Source organism: Pantoea ananatis LMG 2665 (assembly GCF_000710035.2).
In the GTDB taxonomy this organism is placed as follows: Bacteria; Pseudomonadota; Gammaproteobacteria; order Enterobacterales; family Enterobacteriaceae; genus Pantoea; species Pantoea ananatis.
Map to the genome: position 1 here is coordinate 952,411 of NZ_JMJJ01000005.1, position 17,567 is coordinate 969,977.

19 protein-coding genes are annotated in these 17,567 nt (G+C 56.5%); 5 read left to right on the forward strand and 14 right to left on the reverse strand.

The features are described from left to right. Positions 1-8 precede the first annotated feature (8 nt). Positions 9-1,409, reverse strand: a complete 1,401-nt coding sequence (locus tag EL29_RS12280; RefSeq protein WP_028715448.1) for an MFS transporter — start codon at positions 1,407-1,409, stop codon at positions 9-11. 248 nt (positions 1,410-1,657) lie between these two features. On the opposite strand from EL29_RS12280, the gene EL29_RS12285 reads away from it, so the two are divergent. Next, the gene (locus tag EL29_RS12285; protein WP_013026690.1) at positions 1,658-2,476 is read left to right on the forward strand and encodes a helix-turn-helix domain-containing protein; all 819 of its coding nucleotides are present in this window, start codon (positions 1,658-1,660) and stop codon (positions 2,474-2,476) included. A 52-nt stretch (positions 2,477-2,528) separates the two neighbouring features. Here the strand turns inward: EL29_RS12285 and EL29_RS12290 are convergent, their stop codons facing one another. The 8 genes from EL29_RS12290 to EL29_RS12325 all read right to left on the reverse strand — a co-directional run bounded on the left by EL29_RS12290 (position 2,529) and on the right by EL29_RS12325 (position 10,057). Continuing rightward, complete coding sequence (locus tag EL29_RS12290) at positions 2,529-4,109, reverse strand: sensor domain-containing diguanylate cyclase (protein ID WP_014594286.1); 1,581 nt, start codon at positions 4,107-4,109, stop codon at positions 2,529-2,531. Positions 4,110-4,264: 155 nt separating this feature from the next. After that, complete coding sequence (locus EL29_RS12295) at positions 4,265-5,095, reverse strand: phosphodiesterase (RefSeq protein ID WP_028715449.1); 831 nt, start codon at positions 5,093-5,095, stop codon at positions 4,265-4,267. A gap of 11 nt (positions 5,096-5,106) precedes the next feature. After that, on the reverse strand, positions 5,107-6,093 hold the full coding sequence (locus EL29_RS12300; RefSeq protein WP_019106065.1) for an ABC transporter ATP-binding protein: 987 nt from the start codon (positions 6,091-6,093) through the stop codon (positions 5,107-5,109). Then, the gene (locus tag EL29_RS12305) at positions 6,090-6,905 is read right to left on the reverse strand and encodes an ABC transporter permease (RefSeq protein ID WP_028715450.1); all 816 of its coding nucleotides are present in this window, start codon (positions 6,903-6,905) and stop codon (positions 6,090-6,092) included. Before EL29_RS12305 ends, EL29_RS12300 begins: the two co-directional genes overlap by 4 nt. Then, a complete protein-coding gene (locus EL29_RS12310; protein WP_013026695.1) occupies positions 6,902-7,783 on the reverse strand; it encodes an ABC transporter permease in 882 nt (293 codons plus the stop codon). The genes EL29_RS12305 and EL29_RS12310 overlap by 4 nt, the downstream gene beginning before the upstream one ends. Continuing rightward, complete coding sequence (locus EL29_RS12315) at positions 7,783-8,805, reverse strand: ABC transporter substrate-binding protein (RefSeq protein WP_014605289.1); 1,023 nt, start codon at positions 8,803-8,805, stop codon at positions 7,783-7,785. The genes EL29_RS12310 and EL29_RS12315 overlap by 1 nt, the downstream gene beginning before the upstream one ends. After that, positions 8,789-9,814, reverse strand: coding sequence for a substrate-binding domain-containing protein (locus tag EL29_RS12320; protein WP_028715451.1), 1,026 nt, complete (start codon positions 9,812-9,814; stop codon positions 8,789-8,791). The genes EL29_RS12315 and EL29_RS12320 overlap by 17 nt, the downstream gene beginning before the upstream one ends. 105 nt (positions 9,815-9,919) lie before the next feature. Further along, the gene (locus EL29_RS12325; protein ID WP_155270044.1) at positions 9,920-10,057 is read right to left on the reverse strand and encodes a hypothetical protein; all 138 of its coding nucleotides are present in this window, start codon (positions 10,055-10,057) and stop codon (positions 9,920-9,922) included. Positions 10,058-10,166: 109 nt separating this feature from the next. Between EL29_RS12325 and bepA the strand changes: the two genes are divergently transcribed. After that, on the forward strand, positions 10,167-11,630 hold the full coding sequence (gene bepA, locus EL29_RS12330; protein WP_014594290.1) for a beta-barrel assembly-enhancing protease: 1,464 nt from the start codon (positions 10,167-10,169) through the stop codon (positions 11,628-11,630). A gap of 5 nt (positions 11,631-11,635) precedes the next feature. Beyond that, positions 11,636-11,983 (forward strand): arsenate reductase (glutaredoxin), encoded by a 348-nt coding sequence (gene arsC, locus EL29_RS12335; RefSeq protein ID WP_028715452.1) that lies wholly within the window; start codon positions 11,636-11,638, stop codon positions 11,981-11,983. Here the strand turns inward: arsC and hda are convergent. From hda to upp, 4 genes are read right to left on the reverse strand one after another with little or no spacing between them, the layout of a single operon-like run. Beyond that, positions 11,980-12,756: a DnaA inactivator Hda gene (gene hda / locus EL29_RS12340; RefSeq protein WP_014594292.1), complete on the reverse strand. Its 777-nt coding sequence runs from the start codon at positions 12,754-12,756 to the stop codon at positions 11,980-11,982. The genes arsC and hda overlap by 4 nt on opposite strands. A gap of 32 nt (positions 12,757-12,788) precedes the next feature. Beyond that, positions 12,789-14,072: a uracil permease gene (uraA, locus tag EL29_RS12345; protein WP_013026701.1), complete on the reverse strand. Its 1,284-nt coding sequence runs from the start codon at positions 14,070-14,072 to the stop codon at positions 12,789-12,791. Continuing rightward, positions 14,047-14,232 carry a hypothetical protein gene (locus EL29_RS12350; protein WP_019106067.1) on the reverse strand — a complete coding sequence of 62 codons (186 nt, stop codon included), beginning with the start codon at positions 14,230-14,232 and terminating at the stop codon, positions 14,047-14,049. The genes uraA and EL29_RS12350 overlap by 26 nt, the downstream gene beginning before the upstream one ends. After that, positions 14,232-14,858: a uracil phosphoribosyltransferase gene (gene upp / locus EL29_RS12355; protein ID WP_013026702.1), complete on the reverse strand. Its 627-nt coding sequence runs from the start codon at positions 14,856-14,858 to the stop codon at positions 14,232-14,234. The genes EL29_RS12350 and upp overlap by 1 nt, the downstream gene beginning before the upstream one ends. 230 nt (positions 14,859-15,088) lie before the next feature. Between upp and purM the strand changes: the two genes are divergently transcribed. Then, on the forward strand, positions 15,089-16,129 hold the full coding sequence (purM, locus tag EL29_RS12360; RefSeq protein ID WP_013026703.1) for a phosphoribosylformylglycinamidine cyclo-ligase: 1,041 nt from the start codon (positions 15,089-15,091) through the stop codon (positions 16,127-16,129). Then, positions 16,126-16,764: a phosphoribosylglycinamide formyltransferase gene (gene purN / locus EL29_RS12365; RefSeq protein ID WP_013026704.1), complete on the forward strand. Its 639-nt coding sequence runs from the start codon at positions 16,126-16,128 to the stop codon at positions 16,762-16,764. Before purM ends, purN begins: the two co-directional genes overlap by 4 nt. Positions 16,765-16,793: 29 nt before the next feature. Here the strand turns inward: purN and pstB are convergent, their stop codons facing one another. Continuing rightward, on the reverse strand, positions 16,794-17,567 hold the full coding sequence (gene pstB, locus EL29_RS12370; protein WP_028715453.1) for a phosphate ABC transporter ATP-binding protein PstB: 774 nt from the start codon (positions 17,565-17,567) through the stop codon (positions 16,794-16,796).

Below are 17,567 nucleotides of genomic sequence, written 5' to 3' on the forward strand. Positions count from 1 at the left end.
TACTCTCCTCAAGACGGAACATGGCGAATACGCAGGTCGTGGGCGATCTGCGCCATCATCGGGTTAGTGAGCTTGCAGGCGCGGATGGTGAATGCCAGCAACAGGTGGAACAGCGCCGGTAACAGGGTTTCCGTGGCGGTAATACCGTGCAGGGAGGCAGCCGTCTGATTGCCGATCCCCGGCTTATAAGCCACGATGACAAACAGCAGGCTGATAATGACGGCGCTGGAGGCCCAGGCAAGCTTGATAAAGAACAGGTTAAACGCGAAATTCATGCCCGACGAGCGGACACCGTTTTTCCATTCGCCGTAGTCATCAGCAAAGGCCATCAGGGCAAAATGCAGCGGCAAAGTGAACCCAAGGATGATGCCATTACTGAGGATCACCACCAGCCACAATATCTGCCATGACGGCCCGACCGGCAGGAACCACATCATGACTGCAAGTGCGGCCAGCACAAGGTTGGTCCAGTAATACAGCCGGACGGTGTCAATGCGCCTGGAAAGCGGGTTCACGATCACCGATCCCACAATGGAGGCTAACGTCACCATGGTAAAAAACAGCGACGTGAAAGCCGTGCTGCCCTGTAACACATAGGTAATGAAGTACATGTAGCCGCCGCCGCGAATGTTAAACACGTTAATCAGCAAAAAAGACATCACCAGCATCAGCAACAGCTGATCGTTTTTGCGTAGCCCGGCCAGATGCTCACGCAGGGTAAATTTGCCCAGGCTGTCCAGCGGTACGCGCTCGCGGACCCAAAAGAAGCAACACAGGAACATCACGACCGCCAGAGCGCACAGGATACCGACGCCAGACTGATAGCCCAGGGCCGCATTCCCCTTACCCAACACCGCGACCAGCCACGGCAGCCCTACCGAAACCAGAAACCCGGCCACCCCGCACAATACAAAGCGCCATGACTGGCAGGCCAGCACTTCTGTGTGGCGGGTGGTCATGGTGTTGATCAGCGCGCAATAGGGCACGTTGATGGCGGTATAGCTGACAGAGAGCAGCAGATAGGTGGCAAACGCCCAAACAATTTTCATGTCCATGCTGACGGCGGGCACGGTGAACGTCAGCGCACCAATGAGGCCAAGGGGAACTGCCACCCAGAGCTGCCACGGGCGGAAGCGCCCCCAACGGCTATGGGTTCTGTCGGCAATGACGCCCATCACCGGATCGGAGACCGCGTCAAACACGCGCAGCACCATAAACAGGGTGCCGACCAGCGCGGGCGTTAAGCCAAACACATCGGTGTAGAAAAACGTCAGGAAGTTGGTGATCAGGCAGGTGATCACCGTGCCGCCGGCGTCACCCAAGCCGTAACCTATTTTCTCTCGCAGGGACAGCGCACTCTGCGTAGCCGACGGGCTAAGATCGGCCTGAGCGATAGTCGTAGAAGTCATTTAAAATGCCTCATGCAGGACAGAGAGGATTGCCCGCTTTATGCCGGGCTTATTGGTGTTTTAGCGCTTAACCCGATTTATTTTGTCAGGAATCCGTTCACCAACAAGAGCACAAAAAAGTATAAAAACGGGGTAATTCCGACCTGTGAAGCAAAGTGTGAACTGGATCAGGTACATGTCTTTTTTTTAGTTAATAATCAGAGAGAAAGACATCAATTACCTCTGTAGCAGCGGGAAAATGAATAACGATGTTCGAATTATCCATAACGTTTCCGATACAGGTGCAAAATGGCGGGCTGTTTATTTCGCGCGGCGTGGGAACCCATCCTGCACGCAGGCTGACCTCCTGGGAGATCATTTTCGTTGAACGCGGGCAGTTAACGATTCGGGAGGATGGCGAGCTGTTCAGCGTGCAGGCGGGCGAAAGCCTGCTGCTGAGGCCAGGGCATTTGCATGTGGGAGAAGGGATTTTTCCGGCCGATCTGAAATTTTACTGGCTGCATTTTGACTGGCAGAAACAGCCTGAGCAGCATGGCTTACACCAGGCACTGCTCCACCTTCCCCAGCATACGCGCGTTGGCGATCCGGCCTATATCATCGCCCTGTTCCGGCAGTTCCTCAGCGAGCAGGAAAACATTCACCGCAGCGTCGCGCTGGAATGTATTTTACTGCTTATACTGCAGCAGCTCGCGGCTCCGGCGCTGCACGAGGATGTTGTCGACAGCCCCGGCGTTGACCTGGCCTGGAAAGCCAATCAGCTTATTCGCACGCAGTATCACCTGGCGCTTTCAACCTCCACGCTGGCGAAAACGCTGCATTGCAATGCCGATTATCTGGGACGTGTTTACCGGCGCGTGTTTCGCCTGACGCTGACGGAAGCCCTTCACCGGCAGCGCGTATTAATGGCAGAAAAGCTGCTGATCGGCGATAAGCTGCCCTTAACCGAGGTAGCGCGTCAGTGTGGGTTCAATGATGTGGGCTATTTCCGTCAGATATTCCGTAAGCATACAGGCTTAACACCTGCCAGCTGGAAGCGACGCTACTGCCGCGAGCATATCAATTCCTGATGGCTCGCCCGGATTGCCGGGCGGGCCAGAAACCGTTAGCGCACAGTCTTGATCAAGAGGCTTTTACGCGTTTGGCAACCACGGTGCAGTTGCGACCGCTGTTCTTAGCCTGATACAGGGCATCGTCAGCCCGCTTCAGGCTGCTTTCCAGCGGCGGCCGCCGGGCATCCCACTCAGCTACGCCGATGGAAATCGTGATATGGCCGACCGCCTCGATAGCGTTATCCGCGATGCTGATGCGAATGCGCTCGGCCGTCGCCTCAGCCTCTTTCAGAGGCGTGTTAGGCAACAGCATTAAAAACTCTTCACCACCGTTACGGCAGACCACATCCGACTGCCGGGCGCTCTGTCGTAGCGTCTGCGCCACCTGCCGAATCACCCGATCGCCGACGTCGTGTCCCCAGTTGTCATTGACGCTTTTGAAATGATCGATATCCAGGGCGAGCACGGCAAAAGGCTGGCGCATCGTCTGGTAGTAATCGAGTACCGCGTTAAGCCCGCGGCGGTTGAGTAACAGCGTTAGCGAATCGGTCTGCGCTTCCGAACTCAGCCGACCAATTTTGTCCTGTACCAGCCCAATACCGGTTAACAGCGCCCGTTTAACCTGGGCGGCCTCAAAGTACCATGCCCGAATGCCGCCAATTTCGTAGGTGGCGCTTGAGGCATCAATCTTGCTGGCCTTGCGGGCCAGTTGCCAGAGCGGCATGGCAATCATCCGTGCCAGAATGACCGCCACCAGCAAGGTCAGTAAGGCAAAGGGCACTGAATGCTTCAGGACTTTCAGGAGCAACCCCGACAGCGGTTGCAGCGTGACGTCAACAGGTTTCAACGCCACCACCATCCAGCCCGTCGTGGGGACGATGGCGTAGCCGGCCAGCCGGGTCGGTTTGTCGGGCTCAGTTAAGACCAGCGAGCCGTTATCTTTTTCCTGACGTTCCCGATCGCTCATCAGTGGCGACATGGTTTTGCCCACCATCTGGCGGTTCTGGTGATACAGCACCTGATTATCGCCGTCGAGAACAAATACGCTGGTGCCGTCGCGATAAAACTGTTCACCCAGCAGCGCATTCAGAATACTTTTCTTTTTCAGGTAAATCGTCCCGCCAATATAGCCCAGATAGCGTCCCTGGTTATTCCAGATGGGCCATGAGACAAAAATCAGCAGGTTATTGGCGGCAGAGAGTGTCGGTCTGCTAATCAGCGGTTGCCGGGTCTGCAGCGCTTCGCGGGCCGCATCGCTGGTCAGATGCATCCCGGTTAAGGTCAGCGATTCGGGAGATATTGCGCGCACCGTACCCGTTTCATCCACCACGGCGACCGAGTTAAAACTGTCGGTCTGCTCACGTAGACGGTTCACTTCCGCTTTGAGCAGTGCCTCATTATTGAAATCTTTTCCCAGTAAATTAGCACTGAAGTGCAACTGGGACTGCGCCAGCCGGAAAAAGACTTCGCTGGTGGAGGCCAGTTTGGCAGCGTAAGCGCGGTTGGCTTCCAGGGTGCTGTCGATCAGCACCATGCGTTGCACACGCCAGGTTGCATATAAATTATTGGCAAGCGTGATGACTATGCTGGCAATAACCAGCAGCGCAATAAGCGTGCGTAAGTCCGCCCGGGGACGGAAATTTATGAGCATGGCGGGAACGCCACAGTGCAAAGATTCATTTTGCTGTGCCTGACTCTGTTGTTTTTATCGTGATTGCGGTCCTACAGCGTGTAAGTTTACACGCTGTAGGACAATTTGAGCAGGTTTAAGCGCGGCATTAACCAAAAAGTCAGCCCGTATGGCTTTTAATCGATTAACCCGTTTTGATCATAAAAGGGCCAGGGGCCATCATAGTCTCCAATCGCACACTGATGCGTGGTCATTCCCTGCTGCGGATGCCAGCGATGCAGTAAAAATCCTGCCGGTTCCAGCATGAAGTTTGCCGGGCCATCCGGTTGCAGATCCAGCGCAACCTGATGAGATACGCCGGGGGCAATGCAGGCCAGCGTACCGGCAAAGCGGGTCTGAATCGCGCGGTGTACATGGCCACACAGCACACGTTCGACCTGCGGATGACGACTGACGATCGCCGCCAGCGCATCAGGGGCGCGTAAACGCTGGCGATCCATATGATCGATACCGCAGACAAAGGGCGGGTGATGCAGCATCACCAGCGCGGGGCTGTCCGGTGACGCGGTCAGTGCGGCATCCAGCCAGTCAAGCTGCTGTTCATCAAGCTCGCCCCACGGCTGCTGCGGCACGCTGGAATCGAGCGCCAGTAGCTGAACCCCCTTAACCTCCCGTTGCCAGTTGAGCGTCGGGCCCTGTTGCAAATAGGGATGATCGGGAAACGCCGCCCGTAGCGCCTGGCGATCGTCATGATTTCCCGCCATCAGGTAAAACGGCAACGCCAGGGTGGCCAGCGCCTGCCGCAGCGTCTGATACTCTTCTGCCGTACCAAAATCCACCAGGTCGCCGGTTATGACCACCGCATCGGGCCGGGGCGTCAGGCCATTCAGGGTTGCGATCGCCCGTAACAGGGCATTATACGTATCGACTTTTTTATACGACAGACGACCGTGCGCTTTAATATGCAAGTCGCTGATTTGAGCAATCAGCACAGGTTTAACGGACAAACGTTGACTCCTTAAAGGGTAAATTCGAGTGCGGCCTGCTCAGCCAGCGACCAGCTCACTCGCTGCCCGGCGTGCCAGGTTTCCCGTGCGTGACGTTCAACCTGAATCGGCTTGTCCAGCCCGATATCAATCATCAGGCGTTGAGACGCGCCGAGAAAGGTGCTGGCAACAATGCAGCCGTGCTGCGCATAGCGGCCTTCGTCTGCCAGCAGCACATCCTCTGGTCGACAAAAACGCACCGGATGGCCTTGATCGTCACGTGCGATGCAGTTAATCGCGCCAACGAAATCCGCCACAAAACGCGAGGCCGGACGCTGATAGATGGCCTGCGGCGTATCGATCTGCACCAGGCGCCCCTGCTCCATGACGGCGATACGATCGCCAAGCGCCATAGCTTCCTGCTGATCGTGAGTGACATACACAGCGGTGATAGCCAGCTTTTTTAACAGGCCCCCGATTTCCAGACGCAGACGCTCACGCAGTTTGGCATCCAGCGCCGCCAGCGGTTCGTCAAACAGCAGCACTTTAGGCCGTGCCGCCAGCGCTCTTGCCAGCGCCACGCGCTGTTTCTGCCCGCCGGAGAGCTTGTCGATATGACGATGTGCCAGTGACGTGAGATCGACCAGTTCCAGCATCTCGTTGACCCGGGCCTCACGCTCGTGGCGCGGAATGCCCTGCACTTTCAGCCCATAGGCTACGTTCTGCGCCACGTTAAGCGTGGGAAACAGGGCGTAGTTTTGAAACACCATTCCTACGTTACGCTTCTCAATAGGCAGGTCGGTCACGTTGCGATCGTCAAACCAGACTTCACCCGGCGCGTCAGTGCTCTCCAGCCCGCTGATAATGCGCAACGTTGTCGTTTTGCCACAGCCGGACGGGCCCAGCAGAACCAGGGTTTCCCCTGCGCGTACGCTAAGATCCAGTGGGTGCAGCGCCTGATGGTGATGAAAGCGACGCGCACAGCCGCGTAGCGTGACGTTAACCGCATCAACAATCATGCTTTTTCCTCCCTTGGTTGTTGGCGAGACTGGCGTTCAAGCCAGTGATTACAGGCGTTGAGCATCAACAGCAGCGGTAGAATCATTAAAATAAAGATCAGGGTATAAGCAGAACCGACTTCCAGCCGCATCGAGGCGTAGCTATCGGCCAGGCCCACTGGCAGGGTTTTGGTCAGTGGCGTATGCAACATCCAGGTGATATTAAATTCGCCTACCGATAACGTAATTACCATAAAGGCCCCGGCGAGAATGCCGTTGCGGCAGTTGGGAACCACCACGGTGAAAAAGCGACGCCAGAAGCCGGCCCCGAGGCTGGCGGCAGCCTCCTCCAGTCGGGGCAGCTGTATCGCCTGCATCACCGCCAGTACCGGGCGGATCATAAACGGCAGCGTAAAAAGGACGTGACCAATCAGGATAAACACCCAGCTGTCACGCAGGCTGCTGAACTGGCCATACAGCAGGATAATGCCCAGTGCGGTGGCCAGGCCCGGAAGCGCCACCGGCAACATCAGGCACTCTTCAATGCGCGATGCCCAGCGAGAGGGCGATTTCAGTAAGCCCCAGGCGGCCGGTACGCCGATCGCCACGTTGACGATCAAGCAGCTGACGGCAATGAGCAACGACAGCCAAAAGGTGTCGCTGTACATCTCCCAAACCTGCGCCACCCATTTCAGCGTCAGTCCGCTGCGCAGGCCAACAAAATAGTTCTGCGTCACGCCCGCCAGCATAGACAGGATCACCGGCACAATCATGAACAGTACAGTCAGTGTGGTGATCGCGACCTGCAGGTAAAACAGCCCACGGCGCTTCATGATGACGGCTCCTGTTTTGACTGGGTGAGTACGCGCGCCAGCATTAAGCCAGCCCAGGCGACAGCGCCCATGACCACCGATAACGCCGCCGCCGTGGCGAAGTTAGCGTAGTTGGTGAATTCGCCATAAATGGTCAGCGGCAGCACACTCAGGTCAGTTCCGAGGGTAAACGCGGTGCCAAATGCGCCCATACTGGTGGCAAAACACAGCGCACCGCTGGAGAGCAGTGCCGGTTTAAGTCCCGGCACAATCACATCCCAGATAATGCGCCACTGGCTGGCGCCTAACGAACGGGCGGCTTCTTCCAGCGAGCGATCCAGTTTTTCACTCGCGGCCACCAATGTCACAATGGCGCGCGGCAGCGAAAAGTAGAGATAACCAATAAACAGCCCGGTGAGTGAGTAGGCCAGCGTCCAGCGCTCATCAAACAGGCGCAGGCTGATCTGCGCCAGCACGCCCTGTCGTCCTGCCAGCATCACCACTAAAAACCCCACCACCACGCCGGGAAACGCCAGAGGAAAGGTCAGCAGTGCCAGCAGAGTGCCGCGTCCGGTGAAACGCTGGCGAGCGAGGAAGCACCCTACGACGGTGGCGATGACCAACGTCAGTAGCGTTACCGTCAGCGACAGCAGCACGGTATTCACCAGGCTTTGCAGATACTGCGGCTGGGTAATTACCGTCCAGTAGCCACTGTGATGTGTGCTGCGATCCGGCGTCATGCCCATCTGTAATAATCGGGCAAAAGGTAACAGCCAGAACGCGGCAAAAAACAGTAAGGCTGGCAGCAGCATCCATGGCCAGTTTGCCCCCTGCTCGCGTCGGCGTGACCGGTGGCGCGTTGCCACCGGTAAATCGCTGCGGGCGTCAGACGCTGCCATTACCGAATCTCACTCAGATAGCGGGCAGAGAAGGCTTTCTGTGCATCGGCCATCTGCTGATAGTCCACGGTATGCGCGCGCGCGTAATCACTGTCTGGCAGGAAGCGCTTTTTGGCCTCGGCAGACATGGCTGAAGGCCGTACCGGGCGCAGATAGGCATTGGCCCAGATGGCCTGGCCTTTATCCGACAGCACGTAGTCCATGACTTTTTTGCCGTTAGCGGCGTGCGGGGCGTTTTTCACCAGGCTGATGACATAAGGCACCGTGACCGTCCCTTCCTGCGGGATCACGAACACCACATTGGCATGATCTTTATATTTGGCGCGATAAGCGTTGAAGTCGTAATCCAGCAGAATGGGGATCTCGCCGGAGATCACCCGGGCATAGGCCGTCTGTTTCGGCACGACAGGCTTGTTCGCCTGCAACTTTTTAAACCAGGTCAGCGCGGGAGTGAAGTCCTGCATACTGCCGCCTTTGGCCTGATTCACCGCCACGGCGGCCACGTAACCCACAAACGCACTGGCCGGATCGAGATAGCCCACCATCCCTTTGTATTCTGGCTTCAGCAGATCGTCCCAGGATGTTGGAATGGGTGCACCGCCCAGCGCATCTACGTTGACCATAAAGCCCATCGTGCCGGAATGCAGCGCAACCCATTTCCCTTCCGGATCTTTCATGCCTGCCGGCACCTGATCCCAGTTGGCCGGCTTATAGTCAGCAATCACGCCTGCCTGAGCCGCCTGGATACCAAAGCTGACGCCGTAATACACCACGTCGGCAACGGGATTATCTTTCTCGGCGACCAGTTGAGCCAGCGCCTGCCCGGAGTTCTTGTTGTCCTGCGGCACCACAATGCCGGTATCTTTTTTGATGGCCTGAAGCTCGGTCGCCCAGTCTGCCCATTCAGGTGGACAGTTGTAGCAGATAGCATTCTCAGCAGCCTGCACCAGCTGGCTGGAAAATGCACAGGCGGTGAAGAGCGCCGCCCTGGCAAGCACTGTGATTTTATTGTGTGTAGACATGATGGTTCCCTGATGTTGACGAATGAAAGACTGCAGCGATGCTCTCGCCTGAACGCAACCAGTGGTCCAGCAGGCACGAGTCATCATGAGAGGGTTGAAGAAGCATATCGATGGCACAGGCACCTAACCGATCGCTGGGCTGTACCACGCTGGCCAGCGAGGGTGAAAGCTGTTCGCCTATAGCAATGCCGTCAAACCCCATGACCGACAGCTGGTGCGGGACCTGAATGCCGGCACGGGCGGCCGCGCCCAGCAGGCTGATCGCCAGGAGATCGTTACTGCAGATGACGGCGGTCAGTGGGTCCGGGCTGTTGATCAGCGGTAAAAGGGGCTCGAATCTGGATTGGGTATGGCTGGGCATATCAATTAGCGCCCTCGGGACAAATCCTGCCTGCTGCATCGCATCGCAATAGCCAAGATAACGCTGACGGGCACGATCCGACTGCAGCATCGGTCCCGCCGCCATCACGATATGCTGATGACCCAGCGCAATAAGGTGCGCCGTGGCTTCGGCCATTGCGCGGCGGTTATCGACATAGACACAGCGCCAGTTTTGCTGTTGCGGCACGTTATGCGCCAGAACAAAGGGCATTCGCGCCTCTGCCAGCGGGGCTAATACGGTGCTGCTGTCCGCGTCGGAGACGGTCAGCACCATACCCGCGACGCGCTGGCGCAGCATATGTTCAATCATGGCGGCTTCACGCTCTGGCTGATAATCGGTCGTGGCCACCAGCAGGCCATAGCCCGCCAGACGCGCCTGTTGCTCCATAGCCTGAAGCTGCAAGGCAAACACCGGGTTACTGAGCGAAGGCAGCAAAACGCCCAGCGTCGTTGAGCTTTGCGTACGGAGCTGGCGCGCAATGTGGTTAGGTCTGAACCCCAGCAGCTCCGAGGCCTCCAGCACTTTTTTCAGCGTGCCGGGCTTAAGCAGATGGGGATCGGAAAAGGCACGCGCCGCGGTTGCTCGCGAAACGCCGGCCAGAACCGCCACGCTGATTAAATCACTCATTTCCCCCCCGGTTAATCGATAATGAGATCGATCTCATTGGCGCTTAACCTAACGGGGTTGTGTGACATCAACATCACGGGAAGATGACATTGCGGTGACAGCGGTTCACCACGTCGTCAATGCGCTGGCAGCACGACGAATGCCTTTTTCTGACTGCTGATACAGGGCGGTTGGGTTTAGCAAGCACCCGATAAGCCCGGAAGGGGCAATGCGTCGATCCCGGCTGCCATAACGCCATTTCATTCTTCCCTGGCTGTGGTTAAGATACGAAGACCGTAGCGCTGTTGATGAAAAAACAGAACATTTCCGCTGCTTACCTGTCAAAATCAGGGATTCATTACAGGATTAAGGCATGTTGAACCGGTTTAAAAAGACGCTGCTTGCTGCGCTACTCCCTGCACTGATGTTATCCGGCCCGTTGACCGCCCGTGCGGATATCAGTGATTCGCTGCCGGATATGGGGACCACGGCAGGATCGACCCTGTCGATTAATCAGGAGCTCCAGATGGGCGACTTCTACGTCCGCCAGCTCCGCGCCAGTGCTCCGCTGATTAACGATCCTTTGCTGAATCAGTACATCAACCAACTTGGGCAGCGGCTGGTTTCGCATGCGGACGCCGTTAAAACGCCCTTCCACTTTTTCCTGATTCAGAACGATGAGCTCAACGCCTTCGCCTTCTTTGGTGGCAACGTGGTGTTGCATGCGGCCCTGTTCCGTTTTACGGATAACGAAAGCCAGCTGGCCTCAGTCATGGCCCATGAAATCTCCCACGTCACGCAGCGCCATCTGGCGCGGGCAATGGAAGATCAAAAACGTAATGCACCGCTCACCTGGGTGGGCGCGCTGGGTTCAATTTTACTGGCGATGGCCAGCCCACAAATGGGCATGGCCGCATTGACCGGTACGCTGGCCGGCACCCAACAGGGGATTATCAGCTTTACCCAAAATAATGAACAGGAAGCCGATCGCATCGGTATTCAGGTGTTACAGCGCGCCGGTTTTGACCCGCAAGCCATGCCCAACTTCCTGCAAAAACTGGCCGATCAGAGCCGCTTTTCTTCGAAGCCTCCGGAAATCCTGTTAACCCATCCCCTGCCTGACAGCCGTCTTGCCGATGCGCGCAACCGTGCGAACCAGATGCGTCCGGTGGTGGTGCAGTCGTCTCAAGACTTTTATCTGGCCAAAGTGCGGTCCTTAGGCATGTATTCGACTGGCCGTAACCAGTTAACGGACGAACTGCTTACGCAATATGCTAACGGTAATTCCCGCGAACAGCTGGCCTCGCAGTACGGTAAAGCTGTGCAGTTCCTGCAGGCTAAAAGCTTTGGTGAGGCGAAAAGGATCGTGGCACCGTTACTGGCGAAACAACCTGAAAATGTCTGGCTGCTGGACCTGATGACTGACATTGATATCGGCCTGAATCAGCCGCAGCAGGCGATAGCGATGCTGACCGCGACCCAGGCCTCAAAAACCAGCCCGGTCGTCCAGTTGAACCTCGCTAATGCCTATGTGGAAGCGAAACAGCCGGCGAACGCCAGCCGCATTCTCAACCGCTATACCTGGACCCATAAAGACGATACCAACGGATGGGATCTGCTGGCCCAGGCTTCCGCGCAGCAGGGGCTGACAGATGAGGAGCTCTTTGCCCGCGCCGAAAGTCTGGCGCTGAGTGGCCAGCTGGATCAGGCCATTAGCGCCCTAAGCCGGGCCAGTTCACTGGTGCCGCTCGGCAGCCTGAAACAGGCCCGTTACGATGCCCGCATCGACCAGCTACGCCAGCTCCAGCAACGCTTTAAGCAGTATCAACGAGGATAAACAGTATGGTGACCTTTTATCATAATCCGCGCTGCAGCAAGAGCCGGGAAACCCTGGCGCTGCTAGCAGAGCGCGGCATCGCCCCGGAGATCGTGCACTATCTGGACACGCCGCCGGATCGCCAGACGTTACAGATCCTGCTGCAAAAGCTGGGTATGCAAAGTGCCCGTGAGTTAATGCGTCGTAAGGATCCGCTTTATGCGGCGCTGGGGCTGGATCGGCCTGACATCGGGGAAAGCGCGTTGCTGGACGCGCTGCTGGAAAATCCCAAACTGATTGAGCGACCGATTGTGATCAACGGCGCCCGCGCCCGCCTGGGACGTCCGCCAGAAGCGGTACTGGAAATCCTTTAGAGGCCAAGGGTTTCTTTTACGAAAGGAATCGTCAGCTTACGCTGGGCGCTAATGGATGCGCTGTCGAGACGATCCAACGTATCAAACAGCGTGCGCATTTCTCGGTCAAGGCGCTTTAGCAAAAAGCGCCCGACGTCTTCAGGCAGTTCAAATCCCCGCAGTCCGGCGCGCAGCTGTAAAGCCTGCAGTTTATCCTCATCGGAGAGCGGCTGTAGACGATAAATCTGCCCCCAGTCGAGGCGCGATGCCAGATCGGGCAGATGCAGATTGAGCTGACGAGGAGGACGATCGCCGGTAATAAACAACCGGGTATTGCCGGTTTCCAGAATGCGATTATAAAGATCGAAAATCGCCATTTCCCAGGCCTCTTCTCCCGCAATGCACTGAATATTATCGATGCAAACCAGCGGCAGTTGCTCCATCCCTTCCAGCACGTCCGGGACAAACCAGGTGCGTTTATCGAGCGGCACATAGCCCACGGCTTCGCCGCGTGCAGACATTTCAGCGCAGGCGGCATGCAGCAGATGGCTGCGACCGCCCCCTTCACGAGACCAGAAATAAAGATAGCTGCCATGTTGCTGGCTAAGCGCACCCTTAATCGCGGCAATAAGCGAGGGGTTTTCACCCGGCCAGAAGCTGGCGAAGGTTTCGTCGTCAGGTAAATAGAGTGGCAATGACAATTGTGCCGGCGTGTTCAGAAGCACCTCAGCAAGAGAACAAGCAAAAATCGGGGCAAGTCTATCATAGTTTTCGGCCAGAGATGAATCGGGCATCCCTGCCCGACTTTTGACCGCTGACGGTGGGATTACGACTCGCGGTTGTCTTCCGCATCCAGAATCACTTCTTCAGGACGCAGGAGGGAAATGACGCGAAAAATTAAGGCCAGCGCAACGCCGACCAGCGTGGCCAGCGCCATACCTTTCAGCTCGGCAGCCCCGATATGCACTTTCGCCCCGCTGACGCCAATAATCAGGATAACGGAGGTCAGAATCAGGTTTTGCGCTTTGTTGTAATCCACTTTGGACTCAATCAGGACACGGATACCTGACGCGCCGATAACGCCATACAGCAGCAGGGATACGCCGCCCATCACCGGCACCGGAATCGCCTGAATAGCGGCCGCCAGTTTGCCGACGCAGGAGAGTAAAATCGCGAAAATGGCCGCGCCGCCAATCACCCAGGTACTGTAAACGCGGGTAATCGCCATGACGCCAATGTTTTCGCCGTATGTCGTGTTCGGGGTTGATCCAAAAAACCCGGAAATGACCGTCGATAAGCCATTGGCGAACATGGAACGATGCAGTCCGGGATCGCGCACCAGATCTCTTTTAACGATATTCGCCGTCACGACCAGGTGGCCCACATGCTCGGCAATGACCACCAGAGCGGCGGGCAGAATGGTCAACATGGCAATCCATTCAAAGCGCGGCGTATAAAACGTCGGTAAGGCAAACCAGTGCGCCTGTTCAACGCCGCTCCAGTCAACGATGCCCATGAAGGCGGAAAGCGCGTAACCGGCCAGCACACCGATCAGGATAGGAATGATCGCCATAAATCCACGGAACAAAACCGATCCAAAAACGGTAACCGCCAGGGTCACCAGCGAAATCAACACGGTTGTGCCGTTTGGCGACTGGCCTTCGGCTGGAAGCAGCCCCGCCATATTCGCGGCCACGCCAGCCAGTTCCAGACCAATGACGGCAACGATGGCCCCCATTGCTGCTGGCGGAAACATCACGTCCAGCCAGCCTGTTCCGGCTTTTTTAACGATCAGCGCGACAAGGCAGAACAACACGCCACACAGAATAAAACCGCCCAGCGCCACTTCATAACCCAGCGGCAGCAGGAGCAACACGGGTGAAATAAAGGCAAAGCTGGAACCCAGATAGGCGGGGATTTTTCCCTTACAAATAAACAGGTACAGCAGCGTGCCGATACCGTTAAACAGCAATACCGTCGCCGGATTGATGTGGAACAGAATTGGCACTAACACGGTGGCGCCAAACATGGCGAACAGATGCTGCAGGCTGAGCGGAATCGTTTGCAGTAATGGCGGCCGTTCGCTAACGCCGATAGCGCGACGAGTCATTAAAAGTCCCCTTGAGTGAGTGGTCTGTTTTCAGGCAAAAAAAAGCCGACTCTCTGGTCGGCTGGTTCATTTCTTTATGTGTTACAACAGAAAAAAGCGGCTCGGCCTGCTGCTGCAGGCTGAAAACAGCGTGATGCATGGCGCCGCGGATTTTCATCATTACTTGGTGCCGAAGATTTTATCACCGGCATCACCCAGGCCTGGGATGATATAACCCTTGTCGTTAAGCCCCTGATCCACAGAAGCGGTGTAAAGCTCCACATCCGGATGCGCTTTTTCCAGCGCGGCAATCCCTTCAGGTGCCGCAACCAGCACCAGCACTTTGATACTGCTGCAGCCCGCTTTCTTTAACAGGTCTATCGTGGCAATCATTGAGCCGCCCGTGGCCAGCATGGGGTCAACCACCAGTGCCAGGCGCTCTTCGATATTCGAAACCAGTTTCTGGAAGTAAGGCACCGGCTCCAGCGTTTCTTCATCACGGTAGACGCCAACAACGCTGATGCGCGCGCTGGGTACGTGCTCCAGTACGCCTTCCATCATGCCCAGACCGGCACGCAGAATAGGCACGACGGTGATTTTTTTACCTTTGATTTGATCAACCTGAACCGGGCCATTCCAGCCCTCAATGGTGACCTTTTCGGTTTCCAGATCGGCGGTCGCTTCATACGTCAGCAGACTGCCGACTTCAGAGGCCAGCTCGCGGAAACGCTTTGTACTGATATCATGCTCACGCATCAGTCCCAGTTTATGTTTGACCAGCGGGTGTTTGACTTCCACGATCTTCATTGTTGTTCTCCCGGAGTGAGTTGAGCTAAAAAAAAATCGCGGGATTATACCGCCTTTTCGCCGCAGTGCCACATGTGCTTGCGCAATCAGAGGCATTTTGTCATGGCAAAGTAAGGATTGATGAAAATCGCCGGGGACGCAATCTGAGACTCGCAAACGTTTGCCTGCGCTGGTAGAATTGCCGCGCTTTATATTAAACCACCAACCGCAACTCGCGTGGGGACCTCGCAGTGACCGACAAGACCTCTCTCAGTTACAAAGACGCCGGTGTTGATATTGATGCTGGTAACGCTCTGGTTGACCGTATTAAAGGCGTAGTGAAAAAGACGCGTCGCCCGGAAGTCATGGGTGGACTAGGCGGCTTCGGTGCGCTTTGTGCGCTGCCGCAAAAATACCGTGAACCCGTGCTGGTCTCCGGCACCGACGGCGTAGGTACTAAACTGCGTCTGGCGATGGATCTTAAGCGCCACGATGCCATCGGCATTGATCTGGTCGCGATGTGTGTCAACGATCTGGTGGTACAAGGCGCTGAACCGCTCTTCTTCCTGGATTACTACGCCACTGGCAAACTGGATGTGGATACCGCGTCGGCGGTCATCACCGGTATCGCCGAGGGTTGCCTGCAGTCAGGCTGTGCACTGGTGGGCGGCGAAACGGCCGAAATGCCGGGCATGTATCATGGCGAAGACTACGACGTGGCCGGCTTCTGCGTTGGCGTCGTTGAGAAATCAGAAATCATTGACGGCAGCAAAGTGCAGGACGGCGATGTCCTGATCGCATTAGGCTCCAGCGGCCCGCACTCCAATGGTTATTCTCTGGTGCGCAAAATTCTGGAAGTCAGTGGGACCGATCCGCAGGTTGAGCAGCTCGAAGGCAAACCGCTGGCCGATCATTTGCTGGAACCTACCCGCATTTATGTCAAAAACATTCTGAGCCTGATCGAACAGGTCGATGTGCACGCTATCGCGCATCTCACCGGCGGCGGCTTCTGGGAAAACATTCCACGCGTGCTGCCCGATAACACCCAGGCCGTGATTGACGAAAAAAGCTGGGAATGGCCGGCTGTGTTTAGCTGGATGCAGCAGGCCGGTAACGTCAGCCGTCACGAAATGTACCGTACGTTCAACTGTGGCGTGGGTATGCTGATTGCCCTGAGCCCTGCCGACGCGGATAAAGCCGTTGAACTAATGCGCGCCGCCGGTGAAAATGCCTGGAAAATCGGCGTGATTAAGGCATCAGAAGCGGAAGAGCGTGTGGTCATCACGTCATGAAAAAGCTGGTTGTGCTGATCTCCGGCAACGGAAGTAATCTTCAGTCCATCCTTGACGCCTGTGCAAACGGGCGTATTCACGGCAGCGTCGCTGCCGTGTTCAGTAATAAAGCCTCCGCCTATGGCTTAGTCCGCGCAGAGCGGGCAGGCATTCCGGCTATTGCCCTGGACGCCCGTGACTTTAGCGACCGTGAAAGTTTTGATCGCCAGCTTATGCGTGAGATCGACGCCTGTGCGCCGGATGTTGTGGTGCTGGCAGGATATATGCGCATTTTAAGCCCGGGTTTTGTGGCGCATTATCACGACCGACTGCTGAATATTCACCCGTCGCTTCTGCCCAAATATCCCGGACTGCATACTCACCGCCAGGCCCTGGAAAATGGCGATGCGGAGCATGGCACGTCAGTGCATTTCGTAACGGATGAACTGGACGGTGGTCCGGTGATTCTGCAGGCCAAGGTGCCCGTTTTTGCCGAAGACAGCGAAGCGGACATTACCGAGCGCGTACAACATCAGGAACATGCCATCTATCCGCTGGTAATTAACTGGTTTGTTGAAGGCCGCCTGGCCATGCGTGAGGGAAAGGCCTGGCTGGATGGTAAGCCGTTACCGCTTCAGGGCTACGCCCACGAGTAACAGGCAGGGAGCCTGGCTCCCTGCCCTTTTCAGCCATAGCGCCCGGTGATGTAATCTTCCGTCCGGCGCACCTTCGGCGTCGTGAAAATCCTGTCTGTTGTGTCGAACTCCACCAGCGATCCCTGATGCATAAAGGCCGTGTAATCCGACACACGTGAGGCCTGCTGCATGTTATGGGTGACCAGCACCAGCGTGAAGTGCTGTTTCAGGGTGCTCATCAGTTCTTCGATCACCAGCGTTGAAATCGGGTCCAGCGCCGACGTCGGCTCATCCAGTAACAGCACGTCCGGCTCAATCGCAATGGCGCGGGCGATAACCAGCCTCTGCTGCTGCCCCGTGGAGAGCGTCAGGGCATTCTGTGCCAGCTGATCTTTCACTTCTCCCCATAACGCCGCCGCACGGAGTGCGCGTTCACAGGCCTCATTCAGTACCCGCTTGTCGCGCACGCCCTGCAAGCGCAATCCGTACACCACGTTTTCGTAGACCGACTTCGGAAAAGGATTGGGCCGCTGGAAAACCATACCGACCCGGCGACGCAGCGCAGAGACATCCTGGGCAGGCCGCATGATCGACTGCTGCTCCAGAAGAATCTCGCCGTCGATGCGGCAGTTATCGATCACGTCATTCATACGATTAAAGCAGCGCAGCAACGTTGATTTGCCGCAGCCGGACGGCCCAATCAGGGCGGTAATACGGTTTTTGGGTAGCTGCAGCGAGACATCCTGAAGCACCTGGCGCTCACCATACCAGAGCGAAAGGTGATCAACGGTTAGCGCAATATCAGTTTCGGGCATTGTAGTCAT